Below are 18209 nucleotides of genomic sequence, written 5' to 3' on the forward strand. Positions count from 1 at the left end.
CATATCGAACGCAACACTAACTATCACACGCGTCCTAATGCCCAATGATGTTATAACGCTTGGGTCACAAATGATTGTGATTCGCGCACTTGTAGGATGGCAGCCACCGTATCTAGTGCCGTGAATAGCGGAATACCATGCATGATTGACGTATTCCGAATCAGCGTCCCATCATTTTCTGCCTGTTCTTCATCTGAGACCGTATTGATGACGACTTGCACTTCGCCGGCTTCCATCCGATGCAATAAATCGTGCTCGCCGCTATCGATTTTATCGACTACGGTGACCGGTAATCCTTGTTCAGTCAATGCGCTGGCGGTCCCATGCGTCGCCAACAATTGATAGCCGAGCGCGTGGAAACGCCGGGCAAGTGCCACTGTTTCGGGTTTGTCATCATCACGAACCGTGAATAAGACGTTGCCGTGACTTGGAACGTGCAGTTTGGCCGCCTCAAACGCTTTGTAGAGGGCTTTGGCCATCGTGACATCACTGCCCATGACTTCACCCGTTGACTTCATTTCTGGGCCGAGTAAACTGTCGACACGGTTCAACTTGGAGAATGAGAAGACCGGCGCCTTAACGTGGACCAACTTACCAGGTGTGACTAACCCAGTTTGATAGCCTTGGTCCATTAAGGATTGACCGAGAATCGCACGGGTGGCCACTTGAGCCATCGGAATGTTGGTGACCTTACTTAAGAATGGTACGGTCCGACTTGCCCGTGGATTAACTTCAATCACGTAAACTTGTTCTTCATGAATGACAAATTGGATGTTCATCATGCCGACACAGTTGAGCGCAATCGCTAGTTTTTCAGTATAATCCACAATTTGGGCTTGAACCGCTGCTGACAGTGACTGTGGCGGATAAACGGCCATCGAATCACCGGAATGGACCCCAGCGCGTTCGATATGTTCCATGATACCTGGAATCAAAACGGTCTCACCGTCACAAATCGCATCAACTTCACATTCTTTACCGACCAAGTAGCTATCCACTAAAACGGGATGGTCATGTGAGACTTTAACGGCATTATGCATGTAATAATCTAAGTCCGCCCGCTTCTTGACGATCTCCATCGCCCGACCACCGAGCACATAGCTTGGCCGCACTAAGACTGGATAGCCTAATTTGTCAGCAATCGCCAAGGCAGTCGCTTCATCACTAGCGGTATCACCAGCTGGTTGTGGGATTTCCAAGGCCTTGATGACCTTATCAAACTCATCACGGTCTTCAGCCCGGTTGACATCCGCCACACTCGTCCCCAGAATCTTGATGCCATGGTCTGCCAATGGTTGCGCCAGATTAATGGCCGTTTGACCACCAAACTGAACGATGACCCCGACTGGTTTTTCCAATTCGACAACGTTTAAGACGTCTTCAATCGTTAACGGTTCGAAGTACAACTTGTCAGATACCGAGAAATCAGTGGAAACTGTCTCAGGGTTACTGTTCATGATGATTGCTTCATAGCCGGCCTTTTGAATCGCTTTAACGGAATGGACCGTGGCATAATCGAATTCGACCCCTTGACCGATCCGAATCGGACCCGAACCGAGCACGAGGACGGATGGCTTAGTCGTCACGACGCTTTCATTTTCCGTTTCGTATGTGCCATAGTAGTACGGCGTCTCTGAAGCAAATTCACCCGCACAGGTATCGACCATCTTGTAAACGGGGGCTAAATCATGGTCTAGTCGGAATTGACGAACCTGGTCGATGGTTTCGTGCCAGTAATCAGCGACAGTTTGGTCCGCAAAGCCGTTACGCTTCGCAACCGTCAAAACGTCTAAGTCATCAACATGCGCTTGGAGTTCCCGTTCGATTTCGATGATGTGTAACAATTTGTCTAAGAAGAAGACGTTGATTTTCGTCAGCTCCGCCAGTTCTTCAATCGGATAACCGCGCCGAATCGCTTCGGTGAGATAGAATAACCGGTCATCTTGAGCATGAATCAACTTGTCACTCAAGACATCGTCATCGACCGTTGCCAGTGCTGGCTCCGTGACGTGATGCACGCCGATTTCAAGTGAACGAACCGCCTTCAAAGTGGCTTCTTCAATGTTACGGCCGATTGCCATGACTTCACCGGTCGCCTTCATCTGAGTCCCTAAACGTCGGTCAGCATGCGTGAACTTATCAAATGGCCAGCGCGGAATTTTGCAGACGACGTAATCCAACGCCGGTTCAAACTCAGCATAGGTCGTCCCGGTAACCGGATTCTTGATTTCATCCAAATGCAGTCCCACCGCAATTTTAGCGGCCATCTTGGCAATCGGATAACCGGTCGCCTTTGAAGCGAGCGCTGACGAGCGGCTGACCCGTGGATTAACTTCAATAATATAATATTGATAACTTTCCGGATCCAAAGCCAGCTGAACATTACAGCCACCTTCGATTTTTAGTGCCCGGATAATCTTTAAGGCCGCATCCCGTAACATCTGAACTTCGCGGTCGGCTAAGGTTTGCACCGGCGCGTACACGATTGAATCCCCCGTATGAATGCCGACGGGGTCAAAGTTTTCCATGTTGCAGACGACCATCGCGTTATCGGCGGCGTCACGCATCACTTCAAATTCGATTTCTTTATAACCGGCAATGCTTTGTTCGATTAGCACTTGGGTGACTGGTGATAAGGCTAGGCCGTTCTCGGCAATGTCGTGTAACTGTTGCGGATTTTCAGCGATTCCACCACCAGTCCCACCCATGGTAAAGGCTGGCCGGACAATGACAGGATAACCGGATTCGTCCGCAAACGCTAAGGCTTCGTCAATTGTCCGGGCGATGCCTGAAGCGGGTACGGGTTCGTGTAATTCAGCCATCAAATCTTTGAATTGCTCCCGGTCCTCGGCTTGATCGATCGCACTCAACTTCGTCCCCAGCAATTCGATTTTCAGTTCATCCAAAATGCCGGATTGCGATAATTCCATCGCCATGTTCAACCCTTGTTGACCACCAAGTGTTGGCAAAATGGCGTCCGGGCGTTCTTTGCGCAAAATCTGTGACACAAATTCCAACGTGATGGGTTCCAAGTACACTTGGTCCGCGATTTCTTTATCGGTCATGATGGTCGCCGGATTAGAGTTGACGAGCACCACTTCATAATCCAGTTCCTTGAGCGCCAGACAAGCTTGAGTCCCGGAGTAATCGAATTCCGCAGCTTGTCCAATAATGATTGGCCCTGAACCAATCACCATGATTTTATGAATATCCGTCCGTTTAGGCATTGAATTGGCTTCCTTTCCGGGCTGCTTGATTAGCGGCCATCAAATCAATAAATTCATCAAAAATGTGGTCAGCATCGTGTGGACCAGGCGCAGCGTCGGGATGATATTGCACGGAAAACGCGGCGTAATCCCGATGACGGAGGCCTTCGACGGTGCCATCATTAATTTCTTCATGGGTGATCATCAAGTCCGTTTTCGCTAAAGACTCGCGGTCGACGGCATACCCGTGATTTTGCGAGGTAAAGTCGATCCGGCCCGTCGCAATCTCGCGAACAGGATGGTTAAAACCGCGGTGACCAAACTTCATCTTAAACGTATCGGCGCCATTCGCGAGTGCAAAGAGTTGGTGGCCGAGACAAATTCCGAAGAGTGGCACGTGCTTCTCAACTTCACGAATCATCACGAGGGCTTCCGGCACGTCTTTCGGGTCACCAGGGCCATTCGTCAACATCACGCCATCCGGATTCAAAGCCATGATTTCGCTAGCGGTCGTGTTGTATGGCAACACTGTCAAGTTACATTGACGTTTGGCCAGTTCGCGTAAAATCGAATGTTTCAAACCAAAGTCCACAACGACCACGTTGGGACCCGTCGCTGGGTTCGGATAAGCATTGGTGGTGGAACTCTGAGCGACGACCGCCCGATTGAGCTCCGTGACCTTGAGCCGTTCAACGGTATCTGGTAGGACATTATCCACGATGGTCGCTTTCATGGCCCCCTTCGTGCGAATATGCTTCGTCACCGCCCGCGTATCAATATCCATGATGCCAGGAATATCATTTTGCTTCAGGTAGTCGTCTAATGAAAGTTCGTTACGCCAATTGCTAGCGCGGCGGGCAACTTCGTGAACGACGACTCCTTTACACGTTGGTTTGATGGATTCATGATCATCGCGATTGATGCCGTAATTACCGATCAATGGGTAAGTAAACATCAAAATTTCGCCATTGTAAGACTGGTCGGTAATCGATTCTTGATAACCGCTCATCCCAGTGTTAAAGACCAATTCACCGACTGTTGCGGTGGTCGCACCGAAACCCGTTCCGGGGTAAATCGTGCCATCTTCAAGTACTAGATATCGTTTCATGCTTGTTGTTCCTTTCCATAGGCCATCTGACCGTCGACTAATGTCATTAAGACGTTGCCATAGACTGGCCATCCGATAAACGGTGAGTTGTGCCCCTTCGATAACATGCTGGTCGCGTCAATTTTGTATTCGTGGTCCAAATCAATGATTGTCAGGTCCGCCGGTGCGCCAACGACGAGCTTGCCAGCATCCTTCAAACCAAACAATTCAGCTGGTCGCGTGCTCATCAGCTCGATCAACCGACCGAGTGTGAGGAGCCGAGTCTTCACAAAAGCCGTGTACATGGTCGCAAAGGCCGTTTCGATTCCCGTAATCCCAAACGCGGCCGTTTTCATACTCCCGGTCTTTTCAGCGTCCGTATGCGGCGCATGGTCGGTCGCAATGATGTCGATGGTGCCATCCAGCAGTCCCGCGACTAAGGCGGCACGATCCTGAGGTGACCGCAGCGGTGGGTTCATTTTCAGCATTGGATTATCCATCGTAATGTCAGTATCGCTGAGTAGTAAGTGATGCGGCGAAACTTCGCAAGTCACATTGATGCCGGCTTGCTTGGCCGCCCGGATGACCCGCAAACTCTCGGCCGTCGAAACGTGGCACACATGATAGTGAACGCCACTAGCTTCTGCCAACATCACGTCACGTGCGACTTGTGCGGCTTCCGAAACGTTGTTGATGCCCGGTAAGCCTAAACGCTCCGCGACTGGGCCAGCGTTCATCACGCCATGTTGATACAGCGAGTCATCTTCAACGTGTGCTGCTAAGGGCAATCCCGCTTGCGCAGCGCCTTGCATAGCGGCAAACATCGTCCCCGCCGTTTGAACGCCAGAACCGTCATTGCTGACCGCAAAGGCGCCGGCTGCCTTGACGCCCGCAAAATCAACGAGCTGTTCACTCGTCCGTCCCGTCGTAATGCTAGCGTACTGAGCGACGTGAACGTGGGCTTCTTGTTGATTACGTTGGACCATGGTTGCCACTCGTTCTGGCGTATCTGGAACGGGGTCAACATTCGGCATGGCCCCCACCGTTGTGAAACCGCCGTGGGCCGCCGCTAAAGTGCCCGTCGCAATCGTTTCTTTTTCAGTTTGACCAGGGTCGCGTAAATGCACGTGAACGTCCACTAGCCCAGGACTGACGAAATGTTGGTCGGCACAAATCACGTGGTCGGCTGGTCCAAATTGGTCGTGCAGCTGTTGTCCAATGGCTTTGATTCGGCCATCTGCAATCAAAATATCGTTCGTCTGTAATCGATCCTCTTGCCAAATCTGCGCATTTTTAATTAATGTCGTCATGAGTTAAGCCTCCACTTGAGTCGCTGACAATAAGCCTTGATGCGCGAGCACCGTCGCAATCATCGCCATTCGAATATAGACGCCATTGGTCATCTGCTGGAAAATCCGTGATTGTGGTGCTTCGACTAAATCGCTCGCTAATTCGACGCCGCGATTGACGGGGGCCGGATGCATAATGATCGCGTGTTGCGGCATCCGCGCTGCCCGTTCATTAGTTAACCCGTACGCCTGATGGTAGGCGGAGGCGTCAAACGCCTGGTTATTTTCCTGAGTCAGTCGTTCATGTTGCACCCGCAGTAACATCATGACGTCCATCTCCGTGACCAGCTGATCCATCTCCTGATATTCCCCGTATTGGGCAAAATCTGCGCCGTACCATTCACGCGGCCCACCGAAGTAAACTTTGGCGCCCAGCTGCGTTAACAATTCCATGTTCGAACGTGCGACCCGTGAGTGGGCTAAATCACCGACGATGGCAATCTTTAAGCCGTCGAAATGGCCAAATTCTTCAAAAATCGTCAGCATGTCCAACAGCGATTGTGACGGATGTTGGCCGCTGCCATCACCGGCGTTGATCAAACTCAAGCTGAGTCCCGCGTCAAGCAATGGTTGATAGTAGCGGTCGCGTGGGTGCCGAATCACGGCCAAATTTACGCCAATCGCCTGAATCGTTTTAAGCGTATCAAGTAGACTTTCACCCTTCGTCACCGAACTGGTCTTGGGGTCAAACGGAATCACTTGAATGCCCAAGCGTCGTTCCGCCATTTCAAAGCTAGTATGGGTCCGAGTACTGTTTTCAAAAAATAAATTCATGGCAAATGTTGGTCGTGCTAATTCAATCGTTTTCCCGTTCTTAAAGGCCTGAGCCAACTTCAGGTAGGCCATCACATCTTCATTACTAAATTGTTCGACACTGACTAAGTTTTGACTCGTTTTCATGGCTTTGCCGTCTCCTTTGTGTGCAAAAAAAGTCTAGCTTCCGCAAAAATGTTTGCAAAGAGGCTAGACTCCGATTAAGTGGTCACGCATGACCGAACCGTTTCGTTCCTCTCTGGAAACAATTAAATGGTTATATTCAATTAAATCATTCTTCTAATTTTTCAATACTAATTCCATCATGACCATCGTGTTCTTCGAGGGCCACACTGACCTGTTCATCTAATGCGGTTGGAATGTTCTTACCAATAAAGTCAGGCCGAATCGGTAATTCACGATGTCCACGGTCAACTAACACGGCTAAAGAAATCTTAGCGGGACGTCCATGGTCCATCAACGCATCGAGCGCCGCCCGCACTGTCCGACCTGTAAACAACACATCGTCAACTAAAATGACGTGTTTGCCATTGATATCGACCGGAATATCCGCACCGTTCAGCTTGGCTTGTCCGGCCACGTCAACGGCATGGTGATCATCACGATATAACGTAATATCTAACGAACCAACTGGCACGTCAACGCCTTCCAACTGTTTTAATCGTTGGGCTAACCGTTGGGCCAAGAAAATCCCACGAGTCTTGATCCCGATGAATACCAGGTTACCAACACCCTTGTTCTGCTCAATAATTTCATAAGTGATCCGCGTCAGCGCACGGCGCATGGTCATTGCATCAACGACTTCTCGTGCCATTAGTTTGTCAGCTCCATTTCTGTAATTTCACCTTGGTACGGGATGAAAAAAGGGTCACCCCGTTTTCCTGCGAAAAGCGTGGGAGACCCTAACATGACCGTTCCCCTTGTTAGCCTCACAGGACTAAGTTAAAGGTGCTTGTTTGATTGAAATAAGTGTAACGAACTCCACTACCACTGTCAAGGGGCAATCCATGAAGTTCGGTTAATTATCCAATCAATTTGGGCTACTTTCATTAAGTCTATGTGAAAAGGCCGCGATGATGCGTGTTGTAGAAGTTCAAAACCAACCAGCTGAGGAACGCTGGAAACAAGACGAATTAACGTAAACATGCCGTGATAAGCTCGTCCTACGCCGGCTTCCAGGTATTCGAAAGGCAGACATTCCTGGACCCAACTTTTGATGAACTGCTCGTTGGTTTTTGATAGACAATTATTTTGATATTCAACGGTCAGACTTGTTTTCGGTAATATCCAAGTTGCCTACCCGTATTTTTAGTCGGCATCACTAAACATTGACAGGACTTTCTCTCCTCAACATTGTTGCTAAAGCCTTAGATTCACCACAAATGGCTATTTTATCATTTCATCGTAAATCTGAATTAAGTAGTGATCTTCAGACGACCTTACCAGTAAATAAGCATCATAAAACTTCATCAATATAGATTCAAAAGTTTGCTTAAATGACCAACCACCTAATATTCAACGATCAATTGTACCTAAATAGGTGGCCGTTCATCCGCCATTCGAGCGGCTTCCCGACTGTAGGGGCTGGCTGACAATGCTCAAGGGCGAAATTCTTCTTGTCCGGGTGAATTTCCCGGGCTAGAAGAAGACTCGTATTTGAAATTGCGCAGTGATTTTCTGCGTGAGTTCAAATCGATGTCCGCCCTGTTCCAGCGTTGTCAGCCAGCCCCGGAAGTCGGACTAGGGCGCGCATCGGCTGACGAACAGGAAACTAATTAGCTCGCTTTGTTTCCAGCGGTCCTCAGCTGGCTGCCTTTGAACTTGACGTTTCAATCATCCTCAACGCAAATTAACCTCTCGCAGAATGCATGACCCCTATCACTAATCGACTGATTAATTTATTTTTAATCTTATTTTCATTTAATTATAGTCAAACTGCCAAATTATCGGTATACTACTTGTTAAAGATAACTAATTTTAGGGGGACTTTTTATGCGTTTACAAACACTTTTACAAACACCATCCATGCATGCGATGCGGGTCATTGCGGGTGAACGCGGTCTCAAACGTGAAATTAGTAATATCGGAATGATTGAGTCACCAGATATCGCCAACTATTTGACGAGCGGCCAGTTTTTGATTACCAACGGCTACCCGTTTACACAATCAGCGACGGCCCCGTCAACATTGATTCAAGCGATGCATGATGCTAATTGTGCAGGACTCGGATTCAAGGATCACCGCTACGTCGACCATCTACCCAAGGCCGTGATTGAATTAGCGGATGAATTGGCGGTTCCCATCATCATCACACCCGGCGATGAACTGATCTCTGAAACCATGCGTAAAATGCTCAGTATCATTTTAAAATCACAAACAGATGAACTGAGTCGCATCGTAACTGCCAACCAGACGCTAGCTGACTTATTGCTCAAAGACCCAACCGATACAACGGTCTTAAACAAGTGTCGTGAGTTGATTCACCACCCCATCTTTTTGATGGACAGCCATTTCCGGGTCGTCAGTGCGTCTCAGGATTTGCCAATGACGCGCAGTACCTTGACGGACTTCTTACGCAATCAGACCGATATTGATTATTTCAACTTGAACACGCGGGTCACAATCCCCTATCAAACTAATGATTTGACCATTATGCCACTCTTTTCGGCTTATAAAGAAAATAAGGCCTTTGTCGGCATCTTAGACTTAGACCCCGCCAACTCGACGGACCAAATGCTGACCCAAGTGGCGCTTAATACGCTGAGCTTCGTCAATAGTCGCGTTGACATGTTAAATGAATCCGCCTTTCGTAACTTAAGTGGCTTCTACTTAAACGTGATGGACGGCGGTATCTCCAACGACCTGATCAACAAGACCCTGAAAGCTCAGCAGATCGACCCACAAACTAAATTCCACTGTGCGGCTATTCTCGTCACCACTAACCACCAACCCTTACTGAGCAACCATTTGTTGGAACAGGTGCAGCAGTTAACGCTGTGGTTTATTAAAGAATACCAAGCTTCCGTCATCGTTTTTTCATTAAAGCAGCAACTTGTCTTATTAATCAACGATGAACAAAACGCCCAACACTTTTTAACGGCGCTGGTCGAGTTCATTCAGCCGAAGCTCGACAAACAAAGTCGCTTGATTGCAGGCTACAGCTATTCAACGCTCCCACTGACCGAACTGGCCACGATTTACAACGAAGCAGCCGAGGCTCTCGCCCTCAGTAAAAATAGTCCGCACGCTGTCACGATTTATCGGCCTAAATACGTGAAGGAATTGATCTCGTTGATTCCGCAAAACGAAGCCCGCTCATTCGTGGAACGCGTCTTAGGTGGCCTAGTCGGCGGCGTTAGTGCCAACGAACAATTAAATTTATTGAACACGTTATATGGCTACTTCTACTATCATCAAAATATTGCGGAAGTTGCCGGGCATTTGGATATTCACCGTAACACAGTTATCTATCGACTCAAAAAAATTGAAAAAATGTTGACGCTGAACTTAGACGATCCAGAACAGACCCAAACCCTTGAGATGGCCGTACTCCTCTGGCATAATCAACAGTCATAAAAGTGAACGTTTACATTTTTAAATTTATTGAAAATGACGTTTTCACGAACATTAATATATTCGGGTACATTTGTATTCGGTTTTCATCTGTGCTAGAATGGGCTTCATTCAAATAAGTGGTAATTGCCTATATAATGTCATAATATGGTTGACGAGTTTCTACCCAACCCCGTAAAGGTTGGACTATAAGCAAACGAGGTCATCCCGTTTGCCGGGGTGACTTTTTTTATAGGCAAATCAGCTTAATCGAGAGAGGAAGATTGATTTGAAGGAAGTATCCGTATCACCTAAGATTACCAATATTAAGGCGGCGGTTTTAGGATTTCAGCACTTATTAGCCATGTATTCAGGTGACGTGCTGGTCCCACTATTGATTGGGGCAGCGTTACATTTTAGCCAAGAACAATTGACTTACTTAGTCTCAATCGACATTTTCATGTGTGGGATTGCCACCTTCCTGCAACTCAAGCGAACGCCCCTTACTGGGATTGGATTGCCAGTTGTTTTAGGCTGTGCGGTTCAAGCCGTCAACCCATTGATTCAAATTGGGAAGACTTACGGACTGGGGACGATGTATGGTTCGATTATTGGGGCCGGTATTTTTATTTTTCTGATTGCCGGACTATTCTCTAAGATTAAAAACCTGTTTCCACCGGTCGTTACTGGTTCGCTGATTACGATCATCGGATTCACATTGATTCCGGTCGCCTTTGAAAACCTCGGTGGTGGCGATGCATCCGCCAAAAACTTTGGTAATTTGCAGGCACTGGGTATTGGCTTTTTGACGATTGCGATTATTTTACTGATTAGCGTCTTTGCCCGGGGGTTCATGAAATCCGTCTCGATCTTAATTGGGATTCTCGCCGGCACGCTGATTGCGGGTGCCATGGGAATGGTCTCCCTCAAACCAGTCGCTGAAGCCAGTTGGTTCCATCTCCCAACGCTCTTCTACTTTGGCGCACCGCACTTTGAATGGTCCTCAATTTTGACGATGATTCTGGTCTCATTAACGACCATGGTCGAATCGACCGGTGTTTTCTTCGCACTAGGTGACATTACTGGCCGTAAAATCGAAGGTGAAGATTTAAAACGAGGTTACCGGGCAGAAGGTATCGCCGTGATCCTCGGTGGGCTCTTCAACACCTTCCCCTATTCAACATTCTCCGAAAACGTTGGTGTCGTGCAATTATCTGGGGTCAAAACGCGTAACCCAATCTACTTCTCAGCAGCATTCTTAGTCATCCTAGGACTGTTGCCGAAAATTGGGGCACTTGCAACCATCATCCCCGACCCCGTTCTGGGTGGTGCAATGGTCGTCATGTTCGGGATCGTTGGGATTCAAGGGATTCGGATGTTAGCCCAAGTTGATTTTCGCAATAACAACAACTTGTTGGTCGCTGCCGTTTCGATTGGCCTTGGTTTAGGTGTCACGGTTGAAACCAACATCTTCCAATTCTTACCAAACGCGCTACAGATCATGTTAAGTAACGGTGTGGTCGTCGGTAGTTTAGCCGCAGTTGGTTTGAACTTGCTCTTTAATCGGCACGCCGCTGAAAATAAAGTCGACGACGAATCGGTCGGCCTGAACGAAGCCGAACAACACTCCTAATTGTCGGTCACTCAGCGTTAACATAACTAAGACGACCATGTTCAAAAAGAATAAACATTATAAATAAAATCAACGCCGTAAGGATTTCCCGATTCTTACGGCGTTTTTGCGTGCGCTTGAAGGTGGCGGCATACTAACCAGGCGACCTGAGTCATGTCGATGATTTCAGTACGATTAGCCAAATGTTCGTTTGCTAATCTACTCACGCTGGTGTTGGACCACCCACGACTAAATCAACTCCCCCTGTTCCCTGAAAAAGCAGTATGTTATACTAGACAATTGTTGAATTGTTAGTTTTTTATTAATTTTAGGAGTGGGTCATTATTCTAGAACATATATTTCATCTGCGGGAAAACCGCACTTCTGTCAGACGTGAGTTGATTGGTGGTCTAACCACCTTTCTAGCAATGTCCTACATTTTAGCTGTAAATCCCGAACTATTGGGTAGCGCAGGGATGGATAAAACTGCAGTCTTTACAGCGACTGTTCTGGCGGCGATCGGTGGCTGTCTGTTAATGGGACTAGTCGCCAACTTCCCCGTTGCCCTCGCACCTGGGATGGGGTTAAACGCCTTCTTCACATACACAGTCGTCCAAGAATGGCATATTCCGTGGCAAACGGCGCTGGCCGGTGTCTTCGTTGCTGGGATTTTATTTATCCTATTAACCCTCTCAAAGTTGCGCGATAAATTAATTAATTTAATTCCAAGCGCACTAAAGTATGCCGTTTCGGCCGGGATTGGATTATTCATTGCCTTTTCTGGGCTCCAGACTTCTGGCATCATTGTAGCGGACAAGTCAAACGCCGTTGCACTAGGTAACTTGCACAATCCCACCGTCTTACTCGCTATTTTTGGGATCATCGTGGGCATCATGCTAGTGACCGCTAATGTGACCGGTGGTATTTTCTGGGGTATGTTTATTACTGCCGCGGTTGGGATGATTTTTGGGATTATCCCACTGCCATCTGGAATCGTCAGTGGCGTTCCAAGCGTGCAACCATTATTTGGCCAGGCTATCACACATATCGGTGACATTAACTCGTTTCAAATGATTATCGTCATACTGACCTTCTTCATTATTGGCCTCTTCGATACGTCGGGTACCCTCGTCGGTGTCGCAACTGAAGCCGGCATGGTCGATAAAGAATCTGGTGAAGTCAAAGGTGTTGGTAAAGCCCTATTTAGTGGCGCCTTAGCAACAACGCTGGGCTCAATCTTTGGGACTTCCCCAACGACCGCTTACGTAGAATCGACTTCTGGCGTGGCCGTTGGTGCTCGGACCGGCTTGTCGTCAGTCTTCGTCGCTGTTCTCTTCGCGATTGCGGCCTTCTTCTCACCCGTCTTAACGGTGATCACTTCCGCCGTTACTGCGTCTGCGCTAATTATCGTTGGTATTTTGATGCTTTCAAATGTCCAATACATCGACTGGACCAAGTTTGAAATTGCCGTCCCCGCCTTTTTCACAATGATTATGATGCTGTTGACCTACAGTATTTCAGAAGGATTAGCAGTCGGTTTTATCTTCTATCCAATCACGATGACGGTCAAAGGTCGTTGGCGTGAGGTTAACGCGCTGATGTGGACGATGATGGTCGTCTTCATCCTCTATTTTGCCTTTGTAGCCTAGGTTGAGCGCGTCATCATCATCAATATGATGGTCAATTAAAAAGCTGAGTGGTGAAAATCGTCTTCGATTTCACCACTCAGCTTTTCGATTATTTTACTGGCGACAAGCTAAATGAAGTCAGATCGTCCTTGTCCAAACGACAACCACAGTTAACTTCTGAGCCCGATGGTTACTTAATGACCTGTCGATTCCGATAATCTTCAGCAAACACCTGCGCAAAATCCGCCATCTTGACCTCACCTAAACGCGGTTGATGGGCGCGGTAATCCGCATAAAAATCGTGATCGCGTTGGTAGGCCACCGTTTTGACATATTCTCGTGCAAAGGCTGCGGGTGCACCAGCCGTAATCAGATGATCCTGCATCACTTCATCTGGTACTTGTGAGACCCGCAAATCTGGCATTTTGAGCGTCTTAGAAAGTGCTGACGCCACTTCTAAGTAAGTCTGCTCATCGCTGGCCACGTAGGTCATCGTCTGCCCCGTCGTCGGTTTTGTCAGCGCTTGAATCAAAACGGTCGTCACATCGACGGGTGCCACCCAAACGTTTTTGACCTCTAGGCTGGCGTTGGTATAAATACGATGACTCTTGCGAACGGTTGGCACGCTGTTCAATAAATTGTAATACATCGCAGTCGGGCGAATGAACGTGATGTCCACATCCGGCAAAGCAGTTGTCAGCGTTTGTTCAATTAAGTGATACATATAAAGCGACCCGACTTCAGGACCCAAGTCGGCCCCCACACTACTCAAGTTGACGACTCGTTTAACACCAGCCGCCTTGATCGCCGCCGCGTAAGTTTCGGCTTGCTGGGTCGCAGCGGCATAAATATCCTCACTCGCCATGATGCCGGTCAACATCAAGTAAACCACGTCCGCGCCCTTAAACGTTTGCGTTAAAAAGGCCTCGTCCGTAATACTCCCGATTGCGGGGGTCGCCCGAAAGACCTTAATCAGTCCGCTACGGCTAGCATTATGACTGATGACCGTCACGTCATGCCCAGCATGTGCCAACTTGGGCACCAAAGTTTGATTGATCCGACCTAATGAGCCAGTTAAAACAATTTTCATCTGTACTAATCCTCTACTCTCGTCTTCATCGTTTTTAAATTCCCTACTGATTATAAAAGTTCACCAAAACACAGTCAATCACTGGGGCTGCCAGTGCCTATCCAACAATCGGCTTCACACGACAAACCAGAATCAGTGATAATCAAAACGTGCGCGCGACCAAAAGCAAATACCTCAGTCGCGCGCACTATTATCATTATTCTGCAGTTATGATCAACTCACCAACCGTTGAATACCAGTCTCACTCCCAATCGGCTCAAGCACCCCATTACCAGCGCTTACGCCGAATAATAGTGCCCCTGGGCCACGTGCCAGTTCACACATAAATCGGCCGGTAAATTCTGAACAGCTTCACGACTGACTTGCGCACTGAGTTCGGTAATTTTATCCGAAGACTGGTGCCCGTTGTTCAGCTGAATCCGACGGGCACCGGCGTGATATAAGTCAGTCATAATTTGATGGTACGCGCTGGCTAAGTCATGAACGAGCTCGGTATCTGATTGATAGACGCGACTAACGGCCACCGCATTATCCGGACGTTTGAGCTCAGCCAAACATAGGGCTGGTGCTGGCAAAATTTGTTTATCGGCGTCGCCATCACTCACTTGCTCACGCATGAATTCAAAATGTGCGACGGCTGGATGATTGATGCCACTGATTTTGCCATTCAAAGACAACGCGGGCACCTGGGCGGCCGACGTTCGACTGATCCCTTGTAATTCCCAGAAAAAGTTGAGATGCCACCAATTATTAGGGCAAATTCTAGCGTTATTATTCGGCTTTTTCAGTTGCTCAATAAAAATGGCATCCTCAATCTTAGTAAATCCAGCTGCACTGATCGTGGACATGGTGATGTGACGGCGCAACTGTCCCCGCCTTCTGACTGTCGCTTGCCGTTGCCGGACGTGTCGCTTTACCATTGCCATCAAGGTTCCAATTTCCATGCAAGCCTAGCCTCCAAAACTGGTTGTCGATCGTTCAAAAATAACAAATCATCCCTTTTAATTCTGCTTAAAAAAGGATGATTTCAAGATTGGCATGACGCACCCAACCCTTAATTTACTGTCGAATTTAAGTAATGGGTTAAGCATAGAATGGAACGCCGTGATTGTCAAGCACTAATCAGTGGTTGCCGCAATCCCCTTAGCCCCAATATCATGGCGATAAATCAGGTCACCGACAGCCAGTTGATCAATTTGTCGATAAACAGCCTTTTGTGCGCCTGCCAGACTAGCGGCACTGGCCGTCACCATCATGACCCGGCCACCCGCACTCACTAGTTGGTCAGGCGTACCGGCGACACTCGCGTAATCCGCCCCGGCTAAAGTGGGGACTGGCACACCGGCTTGGGCTTTTCCAGGATAACCTGGTGCCGCCAACACGACACCAAGGTAACTGGATACCGTTTGCCATTCAGCATGTGGTTGCCGATGCTGAAGCAAATCAACGATGACTTGATAGAAATCGCTTTGTAATTGTGGTAAGAGGATTTGAGTCTCCGGGTCACCGAGCCGCAGATTATATTCAATCACTTGAACACCGTCAGCCGTCAAAATGCCACCGACGTAAATCACGCCTTCAAAACTCAACCCGTCTGCCTTCAAACCAGCAATCGTCGGTTCGACGATCGTGGTAACCGTCTGCTGGATAATGGCCGGCGTAATTTGGGGCACTGGCGAATAAGCGCCCATGCCGCCCGTATTGGGGCCGCGGTCATGGTCCTGTAGTCGTTTATGGTCTTGCGCCGTCGGTAATAAGACATAACGGTCCCCGCCGACCAAGACCATCTGTGAGAATTCAAACCCATCGACGTAATCTTCAATCAACACCGTCGAACTGTTTTCAAAAGCGTTAGTGAGTGCAGTCGCAGCTTGCTCGTAACTCGTCGCTACCGTTACACCCTTGCCAGCCGCCAGACCATCGACCTTGATAACTTGAGGTAATGATTGTTGCTGGCTGTAGGCCAATGCTGGCGCGAGCTCGTGGAATTGCTGATAAGCGGCTGTCGGAATTTGGTGCCGTTGCATGAAGCCTTTGGCAAAAACTTTCGAACTTTCTAGTTGGGCCGCGGCTTGATTCGGGCCAAAAATGGCTAGCCCGGCTGCCTGAAAATAATCCACGATACCGGCTGCCAAGGGCACTTCTGGACCAACAAACGTCACTGCCACTAGATTGGCGCGGGCAAAATCGGCCAATCCGGCGAAATCGAGTTCATCAATCGCAAGCGTTTGAATCCCATCCGCGACCATGCCGGGATTACCGGGCGCACAATAGACCGTACCCACTTGTGGACTTGCTAACATCGCCTTAGCAATCGCGTGTTCACGACCACCACCGCCAACAACTAATACTTTCGCCATCCTTGCCACCCCTTTCATTAATGCCGGAAGTGCCGCACACCAGTTGTGACCATCGCGATGCCATACCGGTCTGCCATTGCTACTGAATCTTTATCCCGAATACTACCACCAGGTTGAACGATGGCCCGGATACCGTGTTGGGCTGCATATTCCACGCAGTCATCCATCGGGAAGAAGGCGTCCGAGGCTAAAATGGCATTTTCATAGCCAGCTTTAGACATCGCTTTTTCAATCGCAATCTTAGTCGAATCGATCCGGTTCATTTGACCGGATCCAATCCCGAGCGTCCGGTCCGCAGTTGTCACCACGACCGCATTACTCTTCACGTGCTTGACCACTTGTTGGCCAAACGCCAACGCTTGCAGTTGCGCTTCGGTTGGTTGGGTCTTGGTCACGACAGTAAAATCAGCTAGTGTTTCAAAAGCAGCATCCACTTCTTGACGGAGTAAGCCGCCACCGACTGAAATCGTTTCGAACCTATCAGCGGTGTGGGCTTGGTCAAAATCGACCATCATTAACCGCAGATTTTTCTTCTTCGCCAAGACCGCAAAGGCATCGTCATCGAAGCTTGGTGCGATGATGATTTCTAAGAAGAGCGCGTGCATTTTTTCAGCAGTTGCTAAGTCCACGGGACGGTTTAAAGCAATAATGCCACCGAAAATCGAGATGGAGTCGGCTTCATAAGCTTTGTCCCACGCTTCTTCAATGGTCGTCCCGAGACCAACACCGCATGGATTCATGTGTTTCATCGCGACGACGGCTGGCTGTTGATACTCGCTGACCATCCGCAACGCGGCATCAGCATCCTTAATATTGTTGTAGGATAACTCCTTACCATGAAGTTGTTGCGCGCCAGTAATCGAGAAGTTGGTTGGCAATGCATTTTCATAAAAGGCCGCTTGTTGATGACTGTTTTCACCATACCGTAGCGCCTGCTTTTTATCATAAGTCAACGTCAGTTTCTCTGGAAATTCTTCAGTCGTCAAATATTGCGCAATTAAAGCATCATACGCCGCAGTGTGCTGGAAGACTTTTGCCGCTAGTCGCTGCCGTAATTCTGGCGTCACTTCATCTGCTTGCAGTGCTGCCAAAATTTGGTCATAATCCCGTGGATCAACGATCGGTAGTACTGCCGCAAAGTTTTTAGCAGCTGAACGTAACATGGACGGACCGCCGATATCAATCTGCTCGATAGCTTCGGCTTGAGTCACATCTGGCCGTTGAATCGTTGCCTTAAATGGATATAGATTAACAACGACCATGTCGATCGGTTCAATCCCTGCTTCAGCGAGTTGGGCCATGTGAGCGGGCACATCGCGGCGCGCTAGCAAGCCGGCGTGAACCTTGGGATGGAGCGTCTTAACTCGACCGTCAAGCATTTCTGGAAAGCCGGTAACTGCTTCGATGCCAGTAACCGGGATACCAGCAGCTTCAAGCGCTTTTTTAGTCCCACCGGTCGAAATGAGGTCATAGTCTAAGGCGACCAGCCCCTTCGCAAAATCAGTTAATCCTTGCTTATCAGAAACACTTAACAACGCACGTTTTGTCATT

At 48.6% G+C, this 18209-nt stretch carries 12 protein-coding genes and 1 riboswitch; of the genes, 3 read left to right on the forward strand and 9 right to left on the reverse strand.

The window, feature by feature from the left end:
* Positions 1-50: 50 nt before the first annotated feature.
* The 5 genes from carB to pyrR form a co-directional block, all read right to left on the reverse strand.
* Positions 51-3227 (reverse strand): carbamoyl-phosphate synthase large subunit, encoded by a 3177-nt coding sequence (carB, locus tag KGF70_RS00975; protein WP_216768234.1) that lies wholly within the window; start codon positions 3225-3227, stop codon positions 51-53.
* On the reverse strand, positions 3220-4314 hold the full coding sequence (locus KGF70_RS00980; RefSeq protein ID WP_050339665.1) for a carbamoyl phosphate synthase small subunit: 1095 nt from the start codon (positions 4312-4314) through the stop codon (positions 3220-3222). The genes carB and KGF70_RS00980 overlap by 8 nt, the downstream gene beginning before the upstream one ends.
* Positions 4311-5603, reverse strand: coding sequence for a dihydroorotase (locus KGF70_RS00985; protein ID WP_216768236.1), 1293 nt, complete (start codon positions 5601-5603; stop codon positions 4311-4313). The genes KGF70_RS00980 and KGF70_RS00985 overlap by 4 nt, the downstream gene beginning before the upstream one ends.
* Positions 5604-5606: 3 nt before the next feature.
* A complete protein-coding gene (locus KGF70_RS00990; RefSeq protein WP_105961429.1) occupies positions 5607-6542 on the reverse strand; it encodes an aspartate carbamoyltransferase catalytic subunit in 936 nt (311 codons plus the stop codon).
* 145 nt (positions 6543-6687) lie between these two features.
* Entirely contained in the window at positions 6688-7230 is a 543-nt protein-coding gene (gene pyrR / locus KGF70_RS00995) for a bifunctional pyr operon transcriptional regulator/uracil phosphoribosyltransferase PyrR (protein WP_003639428.1), read from the reverse strand.
* A gap of 1178 nt (positions 7231-8408) precedes the next feature.
* Between pyrR and KGF70_RS01000 the strand changes: the two genes are divergently transcribed.
* From KGF70_RS01000 to KGF70_RS01010, 3 genes are all read left to right on the forward strand, one after another.
* On the forward strand, positions 8409-9992 hold the full coding sequence (locus KGF70_RS01000) for a PucR family transcriptional regulator (RefSeq protein ID WP_216768242.1): 1584 nt from the start codon (positions 8409-8411) through the stop codon (positions 9990-9992).
* 107 nt (positions 9993-10099) lie between these two features.
* A riboswitch (purine riboswitch) is annotated at positions 10100-10198 on the forward strand.
* A gap of 59 nt (positions 10199-10257) precedes the next feature.
* Positions 10258-11601, forward strand: coding sequence for a nucleobase:cation symporter-2 family protein (locus KGF70_RS01005; protein WP_216768243.1), 1344 nt, complete (start codon positions 10258-10260; stop codon positions 11599-11601).
* A gap of 344 nt (positions 11602-11945) precedes the next feature.
* On the forward strand, positions 11946-13229 hold the full coding sequence (locus KGF70_RS01010) for an NCS2 family permease (protein ID WP_088770904.1): 1284 nt from the start codon (positions 11946-11948) through the stop codon (positions 13227-13229).
* A gap of 169 nt (positions 13230-13398) precedes the next feature.
* On the opposite strand, the gene KGF70_RS01015 is transcribed toward KGF70_RS01010, so the two are convergent.
* From KGF70_RS01015 to purH, 4 genes are all read right to left on the reverse strand, one after another.
* The gene (locus KGF70_RS01015; RefSeq protein WP_216768244.1) at positions 13399-14298 is read right to left on the reverse strand and encodes an NAD(P)H-binding protein; all 900 of its coding nucleotides are present in this window, start codon (positions 14296-14298) and stop codon (positions 13399-13401) included.
* Between the two features lie 278 nt (positions 14299-14576).
* Entirely contained in the window at positions 14577-15242 is a 666-nt protein-coding gene (locus KGF70_RS01020; protein WP_122211696.1) for a methionine synthase, read from the reverse strand.
* Positions 15243-15416: 174 nt separating this feature from the next.
* Positions 15417-16658, reverse strand: a complete 1242-nt coding sequence (purD, locus tag KGF70_RS01025) for a phosphoribosylamine--glycine ligase (RefSeq protein ID WP_216767708.1) — start codon at positions 16656-16658, stop codon at positions 15417-15419.
* Between the two features lie 17 nt (positions 16659-16675).
* Positions 16676-18208: a bifunctional phosphoribosylaminoimidazolecarboxamide formyltransferase/IMP cyclohydrolase gene (gene purH / locus KGF70_RS01030; protein WP_216767709.1), complete on the reverse strand. Its 1533-nt coding sequence runs from the start codon at positions 18206-18208 to the stop codon at positions 16676-16678.
* Between the last annotated feature and the right edge of the window lies 1 nt (position 18209).

The sequence above is a fragment of the Lactiplantibacillus sp. 7.2.4 genome (genome assembly GCF_018991185.1).
Lineage (GTDB): Bacteria > Bacillota > Bacilli > Lactobacillales > Lactobacillaceae > Lactiplantibacillus > Lactiplantibacillus pentosus.